General features: G+C 66.8%; 14 protein-coding genes. 3 read left to right on the forward strand and 11 right to left on the reverse strand.

What is annotated here, in order from left to right:
- Positions 1 to 201: 201 nt before the first annotated feature.
- A complete protein-coding gene (locus DBV35_RS27945) occupies positions 202 to 1464 on the reverse strand; it encodes an NHL repeat-containing protein (RefSeq protein WP_205648919.1) in 1263 nt (420 codons plus the stop codon).
- 128 nt (positions 1465 to 1592) lie between these two features.
- On the opposite strand from DBV35_RS27945, the gene DBV35_RS27950 reads away from it, so the two are divergent.
- On the forward strand, positions 1593 to 3062 hold the full coding sequence (locus DBV35_RS27950; RefSeq protein ID WP_170135065.1) for a HupE/UreJ family protein: 1470 nt from the start codon (positions 1593 to 1595) through the stop codon (positions 3060 to 3062).
- A 15-nt stretch (positions 3063 to 3077) separates the two neighbouring features.
- Here the strand turns inward: DBV35_RS27950 and DBV35_RS27955 are convergent, their stop codons facing one another.
- Entirely contained in the window at positions 3078 to 4676 is a 1599-nt protein-coding gene (locus DBV35_RS27955) for a serine hydrolase (RefSeq protein ID WP_108663718.1), read from the reverse strand.
- A gap of 118 nt (positions 4677 to 4794) precedes the next feature.
- On the reverse strand, positions 4795 to 5193 hold the full coding sequence (locus DBV35_RS27960; RefSeq protein WP_108663719.1) for a hypothetical protein: 399 nt from the start codon (positions 5191 to 5193) through the stop codon (positions 4795 to 4797).
- 154 nt (positions 5194 to 5347) lie between these two features.
- On the opposite strand from DBV35_RS27960, the gene DBV35_RS27965 reads away from it, so the two are divergent.
- Both DBV35_RS27965 and DBV35_RS27970 read left to right on the forward strand, forming a co-directional pair.
- The gene (locus DBV35_RS27965; RefSeq protein ID WP_108663720.1) at positions 5348 to 6862 is read left to right on the forward strand and encodes a winged helix-turn-helix domain-containing protein; all 1515 of its coding nucleotides are present in this window, start codon (positions 5348 to 5350) and stop codon (positions 6860 to 6862) included.
- 156 nt (positions 6863 to 7018) lie between these two features.
- Positions 7019 to 7870, forward strand: coding sequence for a metal-dependent hydrolase (locus DBV35_RS27970; protein WP_108663721.1), 852 nt, complete (start codon positions 7019 to 7021; stop codon positions 7868 to 7870).
- On the opposite strand, the gene DBV35_RS27975 is transcribed toward DBV35_RS27970, so the two are convergent.
- From DBV35_RS27975 to DBV35_RS28010, 8 genes are all read right to left on the reverse strand, one after another.
- Positions 7854 to 9746 (reverse strand): adenylate/guanylate cyclase domain-containing protein, encoded by a 1893-nt coding sequence (locus DBV35_RS27975; RefSeq protein WP_170135066.1) that lies wholly within the window; start codon positions 9744 to 9746, stop codon positions 7854 to 7856. The two genes, DBV35_RS27970 and DBV35_RS27975, sit on opposite strands and share 17 nt — an antisense overlap.
- Positions 9747 to 10072: 326 nt before the next feature.
- Positions 10073 to 11212 (reverse strand): mandelate racemase/muconate lactonizing enzyme family protein, encoded by a 1140-nt coding sequence (locus DBV35_RS27980; RefSeq protein ID WP_108663723.1) that lies wholly within the window; start codon positions 11210 to 11212, stop codon positions 10073 to 10075.
- A gap of 8 nt (positions 11213 to 11220) precedes the next feature.
- Positions 11221 to 12492 (reverse strand): TRAP transporter large permease, encoded by a 1272-nt coding sequence (locus DBV35_RS27985; RefSeq protein ID WP_108663724.1) that lies wholly within the window; start codon positions 12490 to 12492, stop codon positions 11221 to 11223.
- Positions 12489 to 12956 (reverse strand): TRAP transporter small permease, encoded by a 468-nt coding sequence (locus DBV35_RS27990; RefSeq protein ID WP_170135067.1) that lies wholly within the window; start codon positions 12954 to 12956, stop codon positions 12489 to 12491. The genes DBV35_RS27985 and DBV35_RS27990 overlap by 4 nt, the downstream gene beginning before the upstream one ends.
- 106 nt (positions 12957 to 13062) lie before the next feature.
- Entirely contained in the window at positions 13063 to 14067 is a 1005-nt protein-coding gene (locus DBV35_RS27995; RefSeq protein WP_157962035.1) for a TRAP transporter substrate-binding protein, read from the reverse strand.
- A gap of 130 nt (positions 14068 to 14197) precedes the next feature.
- On the reverse strand, positions 14198 to 14803 hold the full coding sequence (locus tag DBV35_RS28000) for an HD domain-containing protein (protein WP_108663727.1): 606 nt from the start codon (positions 14801 to 14803) through the stop codon (positions 14198 to 14200).
- Positions 14804 to 14906: 103 nt separating this feature from the next.
- Entirely contained in the window at positions 14907 to 16193 is a 1287-nt protein-coding gene (locus tag DBV35_RS28005) for a TRAP transporter large permease (RefSeq protein WP_108663728.1), read from the reverse strand.
- The gene (locus DBV35_RS28010; protein ID WP_108663729.1) at positions 16190 to 16783 is read right to left on the reverse strand and encodes a TRAP transporter small permease subunit; all 594 of its coding nucleotides are present in this window, start codon (positions 16781 to 16783) and stop codon (positions 16190 to 16192) included. Before DBV35_RS28010 ends, DBV35_RS28005 begins: the two co-directional genes overlap by 4 nt.
- Positions 16784 to 16814: the final 31 nt, after the last annotated feature.

Raw genomic sequence — 16814 nt, forward strand, 5'->3', positions numbered from 1 at the left:
GGGGGGGGGGGGGGGGGGGGGGGGGGGGGGGGGGGGGGGGGGGGGGGGGGGGGCGGCCATGGCAGATGAGCCGCTGCCGCTGCAGGCGTCTCGAAGGCCGGCCGGCACTGGTGCGCCGACCGGCCTCATTGGAACGCGCGCTGGCGGCTGCCGCGTGTTGCCGTCGAGACGACGGGCGTCATCCGTGACGGCGCGGGCCTCTTAGGATCGCGGCCAGGCCACACCCTGTTCGCGCGCGATCTTGCCGATCCCCTTGTTCAAGAACTTCTGGATGCGTTTCCCTTCCCAGGTCTCGGTCGTGTAGATGTTGCCGTCGGAGTCCACCGCGATGCTGTGCACCCCGTAGAACTGCCCCGGCTGACGCCCGCCGCCGCCAAACGTGCTGATCTCTTCCAGCGTCTTGCGGTCGATGATACGCACGACGCGGTTCATGCCGTCGCTCATGTAGATGAAGCGCTGCTCCGGATCGGGCGAGAAGGCGAGATCCCAGGTGGAGCCTGCGCCCAGCGTCTCCTTCGCGTAGAAGGCCTCCTTCACGAACGTGCCGTCCGGCTGGAAGATCTGGACGCGGTCGTTGGCGCGGTCGCAGACATAGACGAGCCCGTCGACCGCCCGCTCGACGCAGTGGACCGGATTGCGGAATTGCTGCGCCGGTTCGGCGTTGGGGTCGTAGGGGCCGAGATCGGCGTCGTCGGGCGTGTTGCCGTAGGCGCCCCAGAAACGCTTCATCTTGCCGGTGTCCGCATCGATCACGGCGATGCGCTTGTTGCCGTAACCGTCGGCGAGATAGGCCTCGTTCGTCTCCGGATCGACCCAGATCTTGGCGACGCGGCCGAAATTCTCTTCGTCGTTGCTGCCGCCGGTGGTGCCCGAGCCACCGACCTGCATCAAGAACTTGCCGTCCTTGGTGAACTTCAGGACCATCGCGTCGGTGCCGCCATTTCCGCCGATCCAGACGTTACCCTTGTAGTCCACGTGAATGCCGTGGTTGGAGGCGGGCCAGTCATAGCCCTCGCCCGGGCCGCCCCACGAATTGATGAGATTGCCCTCCTGGTCGAACACGAGGACCGGCGGCGCGCCGACGCAGCAACCCTGCGTGACCTTCGGCTCGAGCTCCGCGCTCTTTTCGTTGTCGTCCAGCGTCGAGGAGCCGCGATGGATCATCCAGATATGATCCTCGTCATCGACCCAGACGCCGATCGACATCCCCAAAAGCCAGTTGTTCGGCAAGGGCTTGGGCCAGAACGGATCGACCTCGAAGACGGGTCCCTCGACGGTGGCGCCTTGCGCCTCGGCCTGATTTTGCAGAGCGGCCTGGCCGAACCACAGCCCAGCCCCGAGGGCAACAACGCCCGCGCAATAAACATATCGGTGTAGCGAACTGAAATACATGGCAATCTCTCCCTGTATTCGGTTGATTTTGTTCTTATTCTTTTGGCGCCGAGTCCTTCGAAAGGCGCCCATCAACTTACGGGCAATTTACCAGCCCAGCATTGTTTGTCATGCACAATCGTATGCACTAACATATACTGAGTATTGTTTACGCTGAAAATCAGCCGGAAAAATGGCGGACTTCACGGGGAGGCATGGCGATGATGGTGGCGATCGGCGCCCGGCGCGCCGCTGCGACCGACGGATTGCATGGGTCAGCGCTTCCGATCCCCCGCCCCCGGCGGCATGGCTCGCTGGTCCTCAGGACCCTCCTCTTGTGGCTGATCCTCGTCTGCGCCGCGCTCGCCGCAAGCGGGCGCGCGCAAGCCCATGATGTCCCGGCCGACATCCGCATCAACGGCTTCGTGCGTCCCGCCGGAGACCAGCTCCAGCTTCTCCTGCGCGTGCCGATGCGCGCGCTCCTGGAGGTCGACTTCCCCAAGCATGGGCGCGGCTATCTGACGATCTCAGAGGCCGAGCAGCCCTTGCGGAACGCCGTCAAGCTCTGGCTGACCGACAATATCGACGTCTACGAGGACGGCCGCCTCCTGCCCAAGCCCGAGGTCGTCCGTCCGCGCGTCTCGTTGCCGTCGAACCGCGACTTCACCTCGTTCGACACCGCGCTCGCCCACCTCTCCGACCCGCCGCTGGCGGATGATCTCGATCTCTACTGGAACCAGCAGATGCTGGACGTCCTCCTCGCCTATCCGATCACGTCGGAGACATCGCGGTTTACCATCGCGCTGGGGGTCGAACAGTTCGCGCTGCGGGTGGAGACGCTGTTGCGCTTCCTGCCGCCGGGCGGCGGCGTGCGCGCCTTCGAGTTCGTCGGCAATCCCGGCCTCATCCACCTCGACCCGAGCTGGGCGCAGGCGGCGTGGCGCTTCTTCGTGGACGGCTTTCACCACATTCTCGGCGGGGCCGACCATCTCCTCTTCCTGCTCTGCCTGGTGGTGCCGTTCCTGAGGCTGAGGCCGCTCCTCATCCTCGTCACCTCCTTCACCCTCGCCCACTCCGTCTCGCTGACGGCGGCGGCCTTCGGCTTCGTGCCGCAGGCGCTCTGGTTTCCGCCCCTGATCGAGACGCTGATCGCCGCCACCATCGTCTGGATGGGGCTCGAGAACATCGTCGTCGCGTTCCAGCGCGGCGCCGGCGAAGGCGAATTGCGGCGGCGCTGGATCGTGACGTTCTGCTTCGGCCTGATCCACGGCTTCGGCTTCTCGTTCCTGCTGCGCGAGCAGTTCCAGTTCGCGGGCGACCACCTCGTCACCTCGCTGGCGATGTTCAATCTGGGGGTGGAGGCGGGGCAGATCCTGGTGCTCCTGATCCTCGTGCCCCTCCTGCGCGTGGTGTTCGCGACGCTCGTCTCGGAGCGCCTCGGCGTGACGATCATCTCCGCGCTCGTGGTGCACACCGCCTGGCACTGGATGATCGCGCGCGGGGACGACCTCATGCAGTTCCCCTTCCCGACGCTCGACCCGCTCTTTCTCGCCGGCGTGCTGCGCGCGCTCCTCGCGATCCTCGTGATCGGCGTCGCCCTCGCCCTCGTCGACCGTTGGCTCGCCCGACGCCGCCTGTTGCGACCGTCACCGCCCATCCCGGATGACCCGGCCGGCGATGTCGCGTCGTGATCCCACGGCCCCCGGTCAGGGCAGGTCGTCCATCCGTTCGAGCGTTCCGAAGCCGCTGTCGGTAAAATCGTCGATGGACATCGTCGTGGCCACGCCCTCAGCGCCGATATTGAAGCCGATGCCGAAGGGCGTCTCGGGCACTTCATCGAGGAGGGCGAAGGTGAACCGGTCGCGACCGACATGGCGCAGCGGCCGCTTGAGATTGCCATCCGGACCGAGCGCGAGGGTCAGGGTTCCGTCATCGGACGCGGTGACGACGGCGGTCCCCAGATAGGGGTTCCGGTAGCGGCCGACATAGGCCTCCGGCGCCAGGACCGGCGATGGCGATGGCGGCGACGCGCTGTCGGATTTTGTCGAAGAATATCCAGGCACCATGGACGCATAGATCGCGTTCCACGGTTCGATCGTGTCCGGTCCATCCCCCGAGGAGAGGACGAGGTCGACAAGCTTGTCGGTCACCGCCTCCGGCGCGCCGGTCGGATGGGCATTCGACAGGACGGCGACCGCGAACTGCCTGTCCGGATAGAACGTCACGACGGAGCGCGCTCCTGCGGTAAACGCACCGGCATGGGTCCAGACCCAGCCGTCGGCGCCGTGGGTGAGCCCCCACCCTATTCCGTAGAAGACCGGCGTCCCGTCGATCGGATGCGTCCCCGCGAACGAGAGCGGAATATGGCTCGCCGCGAGGGCGTCCTCCGCCGCGATCCGCCGACCGTCGTAGACGCCGTTGGAGAGGACGAAATTCATCCACCGGGCAAGGTCGCGCACATTGGTGCTGACGCCACCGGCCGGCGCCTGCGCATCGTTGTTGCGCTTCACGCGCGCCTGCCAGCGTCCGTCGTGGCGAACGTGCAGCTCGGCGTGGTTCTCCTTCGCCAGGAAATCGCCATAGCGCATGCTGCTCGAATTCATTCCGAGCGGGCCGAAGAGCATGGTCTCGGCCGCATCTTCCCACTCGAGCCCCACGGCATGCGCGGCCGCGACGGCGCCGGCCGTGAAGCCGGAATTGCTATATTCATACCGGCCGCGGAACGAGGAGGCCGGCTCGACGAGGCGAAGCCGATGAAGGATCGTCTCACGGTCGAAGCCGTACGTCAGAAGCTCGTCGCCGACCGCCTCGGGCAGGCCGCTGCGATGCGACAGCAGATCCGCCACCGTGACGTTTGCGGTCGAATAGGCCTCGAAAAGCTGGAACGAAGGATCGATCTGCGAGATGCGCGTGTCCCAGCCGAAGGCGCCGTCCGACATCAGCGCGGCGACGATTGTCGACGAGACCGGCTTCGACAGCGAAGCGATCTGAAACACCGTGTCGGCATCGACGCGTTCCGGCGCCCCGGCCTTCCGGATGCCGAAGCCCTTCAGGTAGACCTCATCGCCACTCACGATCGCGACGGCCAGACCCGGCACGGCGTCCGTCGCGATCAGGGTCTCGATATATGTCTCGAGCTTCGGGATGGCGGCACGGACCCTGTCCGAAACCAGGCCGGCCCTGGCCTCGATGCTCGCCACCTCGGCCGTAACCTGCGCCGCCGCCGGCATCCCGGCTGATAAAAACAACGACACGGCAACCAAATGAAGCGGACGCATTTTCGAGTATAGCTGCGTGCGAGGCATGATGATTTCTGCCAATTTCAGCGCGAACCATGCCCTGAAACTGGAAGACGGTACACGACTTTCGCTGCCCCGGTCCGCACCCTGACAACAACGACAGCCACTCTCTGCGGCCGCGCGTTCAGATCTGCCGCTCGACCGCAGCGCCGACGACCTGTCGCGGCGTGAGGAAATACAGCTCCGCCTCCGGGATAACGGGCCTCACGGCGTCGCCGACCAGCACCCCCACCAGCGCGCCGCGATATTTGACGAGCGGCAGCGCGGCGTCGCCGAGGGCGACGGGGCGGGCGATCAGATACTCGATGCGGTCCACATAGGTGCAGACGACGACGTCGCGGTTCGCGAGGTCGGCGGCGTGATGCGGCGGCACGCCCGCGGCGATGTCGGCGCGCACCCGGTCGATCTGGGCCTCGGTGTTGCAGAAGAGGCCCTGGAGGCGCTGGGCCTCGTCGGCGAGCGCGGCCCCCCCGGCGGCGAGCGTCGCGGCGACGGTGGCAACGGAGAGATATCGGCGGATCATCTTCGCACCTCGTGCAATCATGGCGGATGGAGGATGGCGCCGCGCCCGGCCGCGAGTGGCGAACATTTTCCGATCGTTCCACGAAATTTCGGCGGTCGCGCCCCGGTTGTGCTAGTCTCTAGGGCGGGGATCGGTTCAATCGAGTCGCTCCGGTATGGACACGTCGCTGCCGGGCAATGTCGTCATCAACGGCATCGAGGTGGATCTCGAGGGCGATACGCTTCGCCGGCCCGATGGCAGCACGGCGCTGCTGCGGCCACAGTCCTTCGCCACGCTGCGCTATCTCGTCGCCAACGCCAACCGGCTGGTGAGCAAGGCCGAGCTTCACCAGGCGGTGTGGTTCGGGGTGGCGGTCACCGACGACAGCCTGGTGCAATGCATCCACGCCATCCGCCGCGCGCTCGGCGACGACGACCGCACCCTCCTCCAGACCGTTTCCCGGCGCGGCTACCGGCTGAACCTGCCGGAGGATCGCGCGACGGCGCCGGACGGTTCCTCCATCGCTGTGCTGCCGTTCGCGACCGGTGGCGAGGTGGAAAGCCACTTCGTCGACGGGCTCGCCGAGGAGGTGATCACCGGGCTTTCGCGGCTGCCGGGGCTCTTCGTCATCGCCCGCAACTCGTCCTTCGCCTATCGCGACCAGGCGGTCGACGTGCGGCGCATCGCGGCGGAACTCGGGGTGCGCTACCTGCTCGACGGCAGCGTGCGGCGGGCGGGCGCGCGGCTGCGCATCAACGCCCATCTGATCGACGGCGCGACCGCAGCCGAGGTCTGGGCCGGCCGGTTCGAGGGAACGGCCGAGGACGTGTTCGAGCTGGAGGACGAGCTCACCGAGCAGATCGTCGGGGTGCTCGAGCCGTCGCTCCGCCGGGCGGAGATCGCACGAGCGGAGCGCAAGGCACACAGCCGGCTCGACGCCTACGACCTCTACCTGCGGGCGGTGCCGCAGGTCCTGACCAACAAGGTCGGCGGGACCGAGGAGGCGTTGCGGCTGCTGCGGGCGGCGCTCGAACTCGATCCCGGACTGCTGCCGGCGCACGGCTACGCCGCCTGGCTGCATGAGCAGCGCTATTTTCGTGGCGGGCTCGACCCGGCGGACCGCGCCGCGGCGCTGGCGCATGCCGAGGTGGTGCTGGGGGTCAACGCCGGCGATCCGCAGGCGATGAGCATCGGCGCCTTCGTTCGCGGCAATCTCACCGGAGACCAGGACGCGGCGCTGGTGGTGTTCGACCGGGCGCTCGCGATCAACGCCAACTCGGCGCTCGTCTACGGCTTCAGCGCCCTCGCGGCGGCGCACAGCGGGCGCGACGAGCGGGCCGTCGCCCATGCGCGCAAGGCGCTGCGCCTCAGCCCGCTCGACGATCCGCTCAGCTACCATCCCTTCTGCGCGCTGGCGGTGGCCGGCCTCTTCGCCGGCCGCTTCGAGGAGGCGGCGGCCTATGCGCGGCTGACGATCCAGGCCAACCCCGCCTTCAGCGTGCCCTATGCCTACCTCGCCGCGGCGCACATCAACCTCGGCGAGGCCGACGCCGCCGCGGCGGCGATGCGCCACCTCCTCGACGCGGAGCCGGCGTTCACCGTGGAAGGGTTCGCGCGGACGGTCCGCTACCCACCGGCGCAGCTGGACCGGCTCGTGGCGGCGCTGACGCGGGTGGAGGGGGCAAGGTGACGTCCTGACGGCGTCGCCAGGACCGAAAGAGGGACGGACTGCCGACGGCTTCTTGCGGTCCGCTGGACCGGTGTCGACCTGAATGGTAGATCTGTTACGTCTTTAAGCGGCTAAGCAATTCTTCGCGAATAGAGCGGCGAAACATCCGAGGTCACGATGATCATTCGGTGGCTTGTTCTGACCTTGCTGCTCGTGATCGCACCGCTTCGTGCCGCCGCACAACCGGTTGAAGTGCTCTGGCTCGGCCATTCGACAACGCGGCTGACCAGCGTTTCCGGCAAGGTCATCCTCATCGACCCGTTCCTGACGAGAAATCCTGTCACGCCGCCCGAGTATCGCGATCTGAACGCGGTCGGCGACGTGGATCTCATCCTCGTGACCCACGGCCACCAGGATCATGTGTCGGACCTCCTGGAGCTCAGCCGATTGACCGGGGCGAAGATTCTCGCGAACTACGAATTCGCGCGAAATCTCGTGGCTCTCGGGCTGGTCGACGAGAACAGCGTCATCAGCATGAACAAGGGCGGCGCGGTCGAGCCGCTGGGCCGCGGCGTCAAGATTCACATGGTCCACGCCGACCACAGCTCGTCGCTGGACTACAACATTCTCGGCATCAGAAGCCCCGACGCGAACGCCTCCGTCCGGCAGGGCGGCGGGGCCGGCGTCCCGGTCGGCTTCGTCATCGAGATGGAGAACGGCTTCACGATCTACCACACGGGCGACACCGCGGTGTTCGGAGACATGGCGCTCATCCGCGAGCTCTACGCACCGGACCTCGCGCTCGTGTGCATCGGAGGCTTTTTCACGATGGGCCCGACGGAGGCGGCCTACGCGGTCCGGGAACTCATCAAGCCGAAGGCCGTCATTCCGATCCATTACGGGACGTTCCCGGTCCTCAACCGCACGCCGGCGGAAATGAAGGACGCGCTGGGCGATACCGATATCGAGATGCTGGACGTCGTGCCCGGCCAGGCCATCCTGTTCGAAGGGTCTAGTCCGGTACGTTAGCCAACCGGAGGCCGGTCGCCATCCGCTCCCAATCGGCGGCATGCTCGAAGGGGTACCAGAATGCCGTCCCCCGGATCGTCAGCGGGTCGAGGCCCTGGCGGTTGGCGCTGGCGAGCGCGAAGATCCGTTCGGCGTCCGCAGTCCGCCCCAGTTGCCCGTATGTCGCGAGCAGCGCACGGGAGGACCAGCGGTCATCCGCGCTCGTCGCCAACGCCCGCTCGAAGCTCTCGGCCGCGGCCTCGAACTCTTCGAGCCCGAATTGGGCCAACCCCAGTTCGTAATAGTACGTCTCCGGGGAGATTGGATTGAGCCGCATCGCGTGGAGCACCAAGTCCCGTGCCTTCTCCGCCTGCCCGCGCAGGTTCAAGGCGCTCGCGAGCGCCACATAGGCGTCCGCATCGTTGGGATCCATGCTGATCGCGGCTTCGGCCTGCTCGACCGCCGCGTCGTGCCTGCCCTGCTGGGACAGGATCGCCGCGGCCACCTGATGCGACAGTGACGTCGGCGAAAGCTGTGCCTTCCGCAGATAGTCTTCGGCCTTCAGTCGCGCATCATGGACCGACCTCAGGCCGAACCGTTCTTCCTGCCACTGCCTTCGCGCGATCTGCCAATATGTCGCCGCGAGCGCCGCGTACGCGCGCGAGTAGTCGGGATCCAGCGCGATCGCGCGCTCGAAATGGCCGATCGCCTCACGCGCGGCTGCTGGATTTTGTTGAAGGTAGCGGCTCCACCCCTGCAGGAACTCATCGTACGCGGCGGGATCTTCTGTCTGCCTCGTGGCGATCTGACCGTGCTCCTCGAGACTGAGCTGGACCGCCAGCTCGGAGGTGATCTTGCCAGCGATGTCATCCTGCAGGCCGAAGAGGTCGCGCGTTGACCCTTCATAGCGATCCGCCCAGAGCTGACCGCCGCTCAAGGCATCGATGAGCCGGATATTGATGCGGACGCGGCCCTCCGACCGCCGGACGCTCCCTTCAACGACGTACCGGACGCCCAGATTCTCCGCGACCTCGCGCACATCGACGGCGACATTCTTGTAGGTGAACGTGGAGTTGCGGGCGACGACGAAGAGGCCGGCAACCTTCGACAGATCATTGATCAGGTCATCCGTGATCCCGTCGGCGAAATAGTCCTGAGCCGTCTCGTCGCTGAAGTTCGCGAACGGCAGCACGGCGAGGGACGGCTTGGCCGAAGATTGATCCACCCGGTCTTGCGGACCGAAGACGATGAGGCGTCGTTCGCCGAGGCCGAGCCAGACGCCAGCGCCCGCGAGCACGAGGAATGCGACGGCGAGGGGGAGGAGCAGCCGCGTTCTGCGCCGCTTCGGCCCGTTGACCGCTCTGAACGTGGCCGCGGCTTCATCGGCCGGTCGGCCCGAGGGCGGGAGCGAAACGTCATAGACGGCGACGTCGCGATCGATGTTCTTGAGCTTCGTGCGCCGGCGTCTGCGGACCGGCACCGGGATCGCCTGGCGAATCTGGTCGTACACGACGCCGGAGATGCAGATGCCGCCCGGCTCCGCGATCCCTTCGAGCCGCGCCGCGACATTGACGCCGTCGCCGAGCAGGTCCTCGCCCCGCACGATCACGTCGCCGACGTGGATCCCGATGCGGATCCGCATCGGGTCGCCCCCTTCGCTCTGCGCAAGGTCGGCCATGCGCGCCTGTGCTTCGACCGCGCATTGCATGGCTTCGACGGCGCTCGCGAATTCCGCCAGCACGCTGTCCCCGGCGGTGTTGGCGATCCGGCCACCATGGTCGTCGATCAGCCCATCGAGCACGGCCCGACATGCGGTCAGGCGGCGCAGGGTGCCGACTTCGTCCTGGCCCATCAGCCGGGAATAGCCGGCGACATCGGCCGCGAGGATCGCCGCCAATCGTCGCTCAACCTTCTCCGGCCCGCCACGCACCATCGTCTGTCCCAGAACGTAGACGTCGACCGGTCGCAACGGCCCGACAAGAATTCATAACAGACGAGGGTCAGTCTTGAGCAGTCCAATCTCGGTGGTCGAGCACGGCGACTGGAGCGTTGCGCCGGCGAGGTGGATCGAAGTGCTTGTGTGTTCGGCGAAGCTGCCGCCCGCCGCCCATCGAGTGCTGTCGTGGCGCCAGATCAAGCCATGCCGCCAAGTCGCACCCACGGCGGATCGGTGACGCAGCCGCCGCCCTCGGCTTCGGCGACAGGCCGCGTCGCCCCCAGCGTTCACGCCACCGCGTATTTCCGCAGAACGCTCTCGTCCAGTTCGATGCCGAGGCCGGGGCCGGTCGGGACGGGGAGCAGGCCCGCGGCCGGCAGGATCGGGTCGACGGCGAGGTCGTCGCGCAGCGGGTTCTCGGAATAGTCGTACTCGACCAGTGACGGGTATGGCGACTGGAGCGCGAACGGGTCGGACGGGATGGCCGCCACATAGTGGATGGCCGCGGCGAGACCGATGGCCGTGCCCCATACGTGCGGCGAGACGCGTGCGCCGTGGAGGCGGGTGAGGAGCGTCGCGCCCTGCGCCTCGTCGAGACCGCCGCAGAGCGTCAGGTCCGGCATCAGGATGTCGACGGCGTCGGTTTCGAGGAGCCGCTTGAACTCGTGGCAGGTCATGTGGGATTCGCCGGAGGCGATGGGGATGGTGCGACGCCGGCCGAGGCGCTCCAGACCGGCGAAATCCTCCGACATCACCGGCTCTTCCATCCAGTGAATGTCGTACTCCTCGATACGCCGCATCGAGGCGTAGGCAGTCTCCTCATTGTAGGCGCCGTTCACGTCGACGAGCAGCAGCGGGTCGCTGCCGATGATCTCGCGCGCGAGCCTCGTCCGCGCCGCGTCGTCTCGAACGCCGGCGCCGATCTTGATCTTGTGCGCCGTGAACCCTTCGCCGGCCACCCGCGCAAGCTGGTGCTCGAGCTGGTTCTTCGGGTCGTTCGCGAAATAGCCGCCCGAAGCGTAGCACGGCACGGAATCGCAATCCGCCGCGCCGAGCAGCTTGTAGACCGGCAGGCCGAGCACTTTGCCGGCAATGTCGTAGAGGGCGATGTTGATGCCGCTGACCACCGCGGTGAGCTGGTTCTGGACGCGCACGCTGTACATCTGCTGCAGGATGCGATGCCAGGCGCCGTTCCGGTCGAACACGTCGCGGCCGATATAGAGCGGCTTGATTGTCTCGAAATAGCCGAGCGTCGCGGCGGGGGCCGCGCCCCAGGCCTCCCCCCAGCCCCGCGTGCCGTCATCGCAGACGACCTCGATGACGATGCTGCCGCGCTTGTCGAACCGGCCGCGCGCGTTGCCGAACGCGCGGTCGGCCCCGACCGATACCACGAGCGGAATGGCGTTGATCTCTGCGATGCGTGGCATTGGCCGCCTCAGTGGAAGAGGCCCGGAAGCCAGGAGGAGAGGCCCGGGACGAGGATGATCAGGAGGATGACGCACAGTTCGGCGATGAAGAACGGCATGAGCGCCTTCACGAGCCGCATGGTCGGGATGTCGCCGATCCGGCACGCGACGAAGAGGCAGACGCCGACGGGCGGCGTGATCAGTCCCATCGTGAGCGTCAGGATGACGACCATCGAGAATTGCAGCGGGTCGATGCCCATCGAGCGCGCCACAGGGAAGAGCAGCGGCACGAAGAGGACGATCGCCGCCCCCGGCTCGAGGAAGCAGCCGACGAGGAGCAGCGCCCCCATCACGGCGAGCATGAAGAGGATCGTGTTGCCGCCGAAGATGTCGACGAGGCCGCCGACGAACTGATTGATGCCGGAGAGCGCGAGAACGTAGGAGACGACCGTCGCCGCGGCGATGATGAGGAACAGGCTGGAGGTCGTCCGCGCGCTGACGACGAGTGCCGCCCATAGCCCGTTGAGGTCGAGGTGGCGGAAGACCACGAAGCCGAGGAGGATGGCGTAGACCGCGGCGACGCCGCCGGCCTCGGTGGCGGTGAACGTGCCGGACAGCGTGCCGACGACGATGAAGAGCGGCAGCGACACGACGAGGAGCGTGTCGATCGCCATGCGCGGCACCTCGCGCCGCGTGACGTCGGTCCGCGACACCGGAAGACCGCCATTGCGCCCCTTGATGAAGATCACCAGGGCGACGGACGCAGCGAGCAGGAGGCCCGGAACGACGCCGCTGAGGAAGAGGTCGATGACCGACACGCGGGATGCGGCCGCGTAGATGATCATGATGACCGACGGGGGAATGATCGGGCCGATCATCGAGCCGGCGGCGGTGACGGCGGCGGCGAACTCCTTGGTGTAGCCCTCCTTGGGCATGCCCTTGATGAAGATCTGGCCGAGCGCCGCCGTGTCGGCGATCGCGGTGCCCGAGATGCCGGCGAACACGATGGAGGCGACCGTGTTCGCGTAGGCCGTGCCGCCGCGCAGGCCGTGGGTCAGAAGCTGGGCGAAGCGGATCAGCCGATCCGTCACCCCGCCCCGGTTCATGACCTCCCCCGCCAGGATGTAGAACGGGGCCGACAGCAGGATGAAGCTGTCGATCCCGGTGAACATGCGTGAGGGGACGGAGACGAGCGTGAAGCCGCGCTCGATGATGCCGACGGCGCCCGCGAGCCCCAGCGCAAAGGCGATCGGCACGCCGATCCCGAGGAGGATGGCGAAGGCGATGAAGAGGATGATCATTCGACGCCGCCCACCTTGGAATTGAGCCGCTCGGGCTCGGCGATGATGAGGCAGATCGCCTTGACCAGCATCAGGAGGCCGCCGACGACGACGCTGAGATAGGGGACGATCATCGGGATCCGCGCGACCGGCGAATACTGGCTCATGTTGCGCAGCGCCTGCGGCCAGCCATAGATCACGAGGATCAGGCAGAAGGCGCAGATGAGCGACAGGATCACGATGTTCTGCACCCGCCGCAGGCGCGGCGGCAGGACACCGGAGAGAAGATCGATCGACATCTGCTCGCCGCGAAAGAGCGCAGCCCCGGCGACGAGGAAGGTCATCCACGCCACGGAATAGCGCATCACCTCCTCGGTCCAGCCGAGCGGGTCCCCGACGGCGTAGCGGAAGAACACCTGGAGGAAGTTGGCGACGAGGATGAAGGCCATCAGGGCCGCCCCGATGGACTCGGTGACTCGCGTCATCGCGTCCGCGAATTTCAGAATGCGCGCGCGCAAGCCGGCCCCCTTTTTCGGGTGAAGCCGTCCGGCGGGGAGACCGCCCCCACCGGACGCAGGGTCAGTCGGACTGCTATTGGCCGTAAACCGCGGTCTCGGCGTCCTTCACCGCGGCGAGGATGCGGTCGACGAACTCCTTGCCGAGCTGCTCGTTCACGTACTCCACCACCGCGCCCTGCGAGACCTCGCGGAAGGCCTCTTTTTCCTCGGGCGTCGTGATGTGGACTTCGAGCCCCTTCTCGTCGCGGATCCGTTCGACATAAGCCCGGTCGGCCGAAACCTTGATGGCGTTCGCGACCGAGGCATAGAGCTGGCCGGCTTCCATGATGATCTGCTGCTGGGCCGGCGTCAGGCTCTGATAGAATGCGTCGTTGATGGTGATGACCGTCATCGAATAGATGTGCTCGGTCGTCGAGAAGTAGTTCTGCACGTCGGCCATGCCGTTCTCGAACACGTTCACCGAGGCGTTTTCCTGCCCGTCGACAACGCGCTGCTGGAGCGACATGACGAGTTCGGAGAAGCTGATCGGCGTCGCCGCAGCGCCCAGCGACTCCATGAAGCGCATGTAGACCGGGCTCTCCATCACCCGCATCTTCAGGCCCTGCATGTCCTGCGGGCCCTTCACGGGATGCTTCGAGTTGGTGAGGTTGCGGAAGCCGTTCTCGGCCCACACCACGGTGCGCAGCCCGGTCCGGTCCAGCATCTCCTGCTGCATCTCCTTGGCGATCGGCAGGCGCACGAACTCCCAGGCGACGGGCGAGGACTTGAAGAGGTACGGGATCGCGAAGACCTGGAGCTTGTCGTAGAAGCCCGACACGGCCCCGTCGGCGGCGAGCGCCATTTCCACCGCGCCCTGCTGGGCCATCTCGGTCAGCTCGCGCTCGCCGGCGCCGAGCGTACCGAACAGGAGGTCGACCTGAAGCTGGCCGTCGCTCTTGAACTCGATATAGTCGGCCATCGCCTTCATGCCGCGCACCTCGGCCGTCTCGGCCTCGGGCACCGACGTCGCGAAGCGGATCGTCGTCTGCGCCTGCGCGGAATAGGCTGACACCGCCACCGCGGCGACAGTGAATGCCACGACGGCGAGCCTCTTTGAAATTCCAACCATTGTGACGTCTCTCCCCATTGATCGTTGTTTTTGTTTTGGTGACTCGGTCGATACTGACACGTTCCTGCTAGATCATCATGCTTTATTCAGCGGATGGCCGCTAAATCGGGGTGCTGACCTTCGCGGGTGGCTGCCATTGGCTGTCGCTGTCCAGGAGATCCCCCGCCTCGGCGACCAGCCAGAAGGTGTGGTCGGCCCACCGCAGGATCGTGTTCTCGAGGCTGCGCAGGAGGAGTTCGCCCTCCCCGGAGTGCGCGGCCGCCATGTGCGCGACGGCTTCCGGAAGGCCGGCCGACAGGCAGATGTGAATCCCGTAGCCGGGGTGGCGCATCGACGGCAGGCCGACGCGGCGCGGGTCGGCCTTCCAGCGGGCGACATTCTCGGGATCGAACTCCCACACCTTGCCGATATCGTGGCACAGCGCGCCGGCGATCATCAGGTCGCGGTCGTAGCGGAAATGGGGGAACAGCCCGGCCATCTCCTCCGCGATCTTGAGCGACAGGCGCGCGACCGAGCGGATATGGTCGGCCTGCGTGCCGGTGCGCAGGGGCAGGCTGTCATAATTGCCGGATGGGCGCATGTCCCCGATCGCGCCGAAGCCGGCCGAGGCGACGGCCGCGGCCCAAGCGTCGGTGACGTTGTGCCGGAGCGTCTCGTCCTCGATCCATTCGATCTCGGGCATCTCGTCGAGGATCTTGCGGCGCATCTCCTCATTAATGGTGATCGCGCGATCCCGAAGCCGAATAACGCGAGGCTCTTTCACTGGATTCTTCTCCAAATTTCGTCGGGTGCCGTGTCGCGCCGAAGCGCTACGACCCGACCAGCGTGGGCAGGAACAGGGCGATGCCGGGAAACGCGATGATGAGCGCGATCGCAACGAACAGGCACAGCACGAACGGCAGCACACCGATCATCACGTCCGCGATCGTGCCGCGCCGGCGCACGCCCTGCACGACGAAGAGGTTCATCCCGATCGGCGGCGTCACCAGCGCGGTCTCGCACAGGAGGACGATGAGGATGCCGAACCAGACCGGATCGAACCCGGCGCTCACGACCATCGGCGCGGTGACGGGCACGGTGACGATCATCATCGCCAGCGGGTCCATGAAGCAGCCGAGGACGACGTAGAAGACGATCAGCGCGAGGAGGAGCCCCAGCGGGCTGAGCCCCATGCCGGAGACGGTGTTGTCGAGCACCGAGACGAAGCCGAGCGCCGACAGGACGAAATTGAGGAACCAGGCGGCGATCACGATGAACATGATCATCCCCGTCGCGCGCATGGTGCCGTCGAGCACCTCGATCATCATCGGCAGCGTCAGCCTGCGATGGGCGGCCGCGAGGCCGAGCGCGATCACGACGCCGAGCGAGGCCGATTCGGTGGGCGTCGCGACGCCCGCGTAGATGCTGCCGACCACCACGAGGAAGATCGCGAGCGGCGGCAGAAGCCCCGAGAGGGCGCCGAAGCGGTCGCGCCAGGTGGCACTGACGCGGGTGCCGCCCATGCGTGGCCGTGCGAGGCAGATGAGGAGGATCATGCCGGAGAACAGCCCGCCGAGGACGAGGCCCGGCAGGAAGCCCGCGAGGTACAGCCGCGGGACCGACGTTTCGGTCAGCCAGCCATAGATGATGAGGTTGATCGATGGCGGGATCAGAATCCCGAGCGTGCCGCCTGCCGCCACCGAGCCGAAGAAGAGCCGCTCATTGTACTTGTAGCGATCGACCAGCGGCGCGGCGACGACACTGATGGTGGCCGCCGTCGCGACGCTCGAACCGGAGGTCGCGGCGAACCCCATGCTCGCGCCGATATTGGCGTGCATCAGCCCGCCCGGCAGCCACGAGAGCCACTGGCTCATCGAGCTGTAGAGCCGGTCGGCGATGCCGGAGCGCAGGAGGATCTCGCCGAGCAGGATGAACAGCGGCACGCTGACGAGGAGCGAGTTGGACGAGGACACCCAGCTCAATTCGCCGAGCGCCTTGTAGAGCGGGATCGGGGTGAAGATCTGGTCGAGCCCCATCGCCAGGATGAGGAGCGCGGCCCCGACCGGGAGGCCGATCGCGAGCAAAAGGAAGATGAGGCCGGTGGCGACGGGGATCATCGGCCCGCCTCGTCGAGGGCGAGGCGGCTGCGCGCTTCCTGCGCCGCCGCATCCGCCTCGGCATCAGCGCTCGGCGGCGCTGCCAGCTGATCGATCAGCGCGAGGTCGTTGCGCAGGAAGGCGACGACGAGAACGACCGTCCGCACGATGGCGACGACGGTGAACCAGAGGAGGCCGGTCAGCCACAGCCCCTGCGGGATCCACAGCGGCGCGGCGAGCGTCGTGTTCGACACCGCGTTCAGCTCCAGCGAGGTGCGCAGCGTGAGAAGCGCGCTCCACGACAGCACCAGCCCCACCGCAGCGAGACTCGCGACCGCGAGCACGTTGAGGAGCGCACGCGGCCGGCCGGGAAGCTGCTCGCTCACGATGTCGATCCGCACGTGTCCGCGCACCATGAGCACGAGCGGAAAGGACCACGTTGCCGCGATCGCGAGGGCGTAGGAGGAAAGCTCCGTCCCGACGCTGAAGGTGACGATGCCGGTCTTGCGCAGGATCACCTCGGCCGAGACGAGGAGGGCGGTCGCGACGAACAGCGCGCCCCCCATCCTCGCCATGGCGAGCGACACGCGCCACAGGACCTTGTCCAGCACGGCAACCGCTCTCCTGCCGGGACGCCGCCGG

The organism is Acuticoccus kandeliae, from assembly GCF_003073115.1.

Coding starts and splice junctions, on each gene's coding strand:
- DBV35_RS27965 (WP_108663720.1), top strand. CDS start 5,348: ATGGACACGTCGCTGCCGGGCAATGTCGTCATCAACGGCATCGAGGTG.
- DBV35_RS27950 (WP_170135065.1), top strand. CDS start 1,593: ATGATGGTGGCGATCGGCGCCCGGCGCGCCGCTGCGACCGACGGATTG.
- DBV35_RS27980 (WP_108663723.1), bottom strand. CDS start 11,212: ATGCCACGCATCGCAGAGATCAACGCCATTCCGCTCGTGGTATCGGTC.
- DBV35_RS27955 (WP_108663718.1), bottom strand. CDS start 4,676: ATGCCTCGCACGCAGCTATACTCGAAAATGCGTCCGCTTCATTTGGTT.
- DBV35_RS27960 (WP_108663719.1), bottom strand. CDS start 5,193: ATGATCCGCCGATATCTCTCCGTTGCCACCGTCGCCGCGACGCTCGCC.
- DBV35_RS28000 (WP_108663727.1), bottom strand. CDS start 14,803: ATGCGCCGCAAGATCCTCGACGAGATGCCCGAGATCGAATGGATCGAG.
- DBV35_RS27990 (WP_170135067.1), bottom strand. CDS start 12,956: ATGACGCGAGTCACCGAGTCCATCGGGGCGGCCCTGATGGCCTTCATC.
- DBV35_RS27970 (WP_108663721.1), top strand. CDS start 7,019: ATGATCATTCGGTGGCTTGTTCTGACCTTGCTGCTCGTGATCGCACCG.
- DBV35_RS27985 (WP_108663724.1), bottom strand. CDS start 12,492: ATGATCATCCTCTTCATCGCCTTCGCCATCCTCCTCGGGATCGGCGTG.
- DBV35_RS28005 (WP_108663728.1), bottom strand. CDS start 16,193: ATGATCCCCGTCGCCACCGGCCTCATCTTCCTTTTGCTCGCGATCGGC.
- DBV35_RS27945 (WP_205648919.1), bottom strand. CDS start 1,464: ATGGGCGCCTTTCGAAGGACTCGGCGCCAAAAGAATAAGAACAAAATC.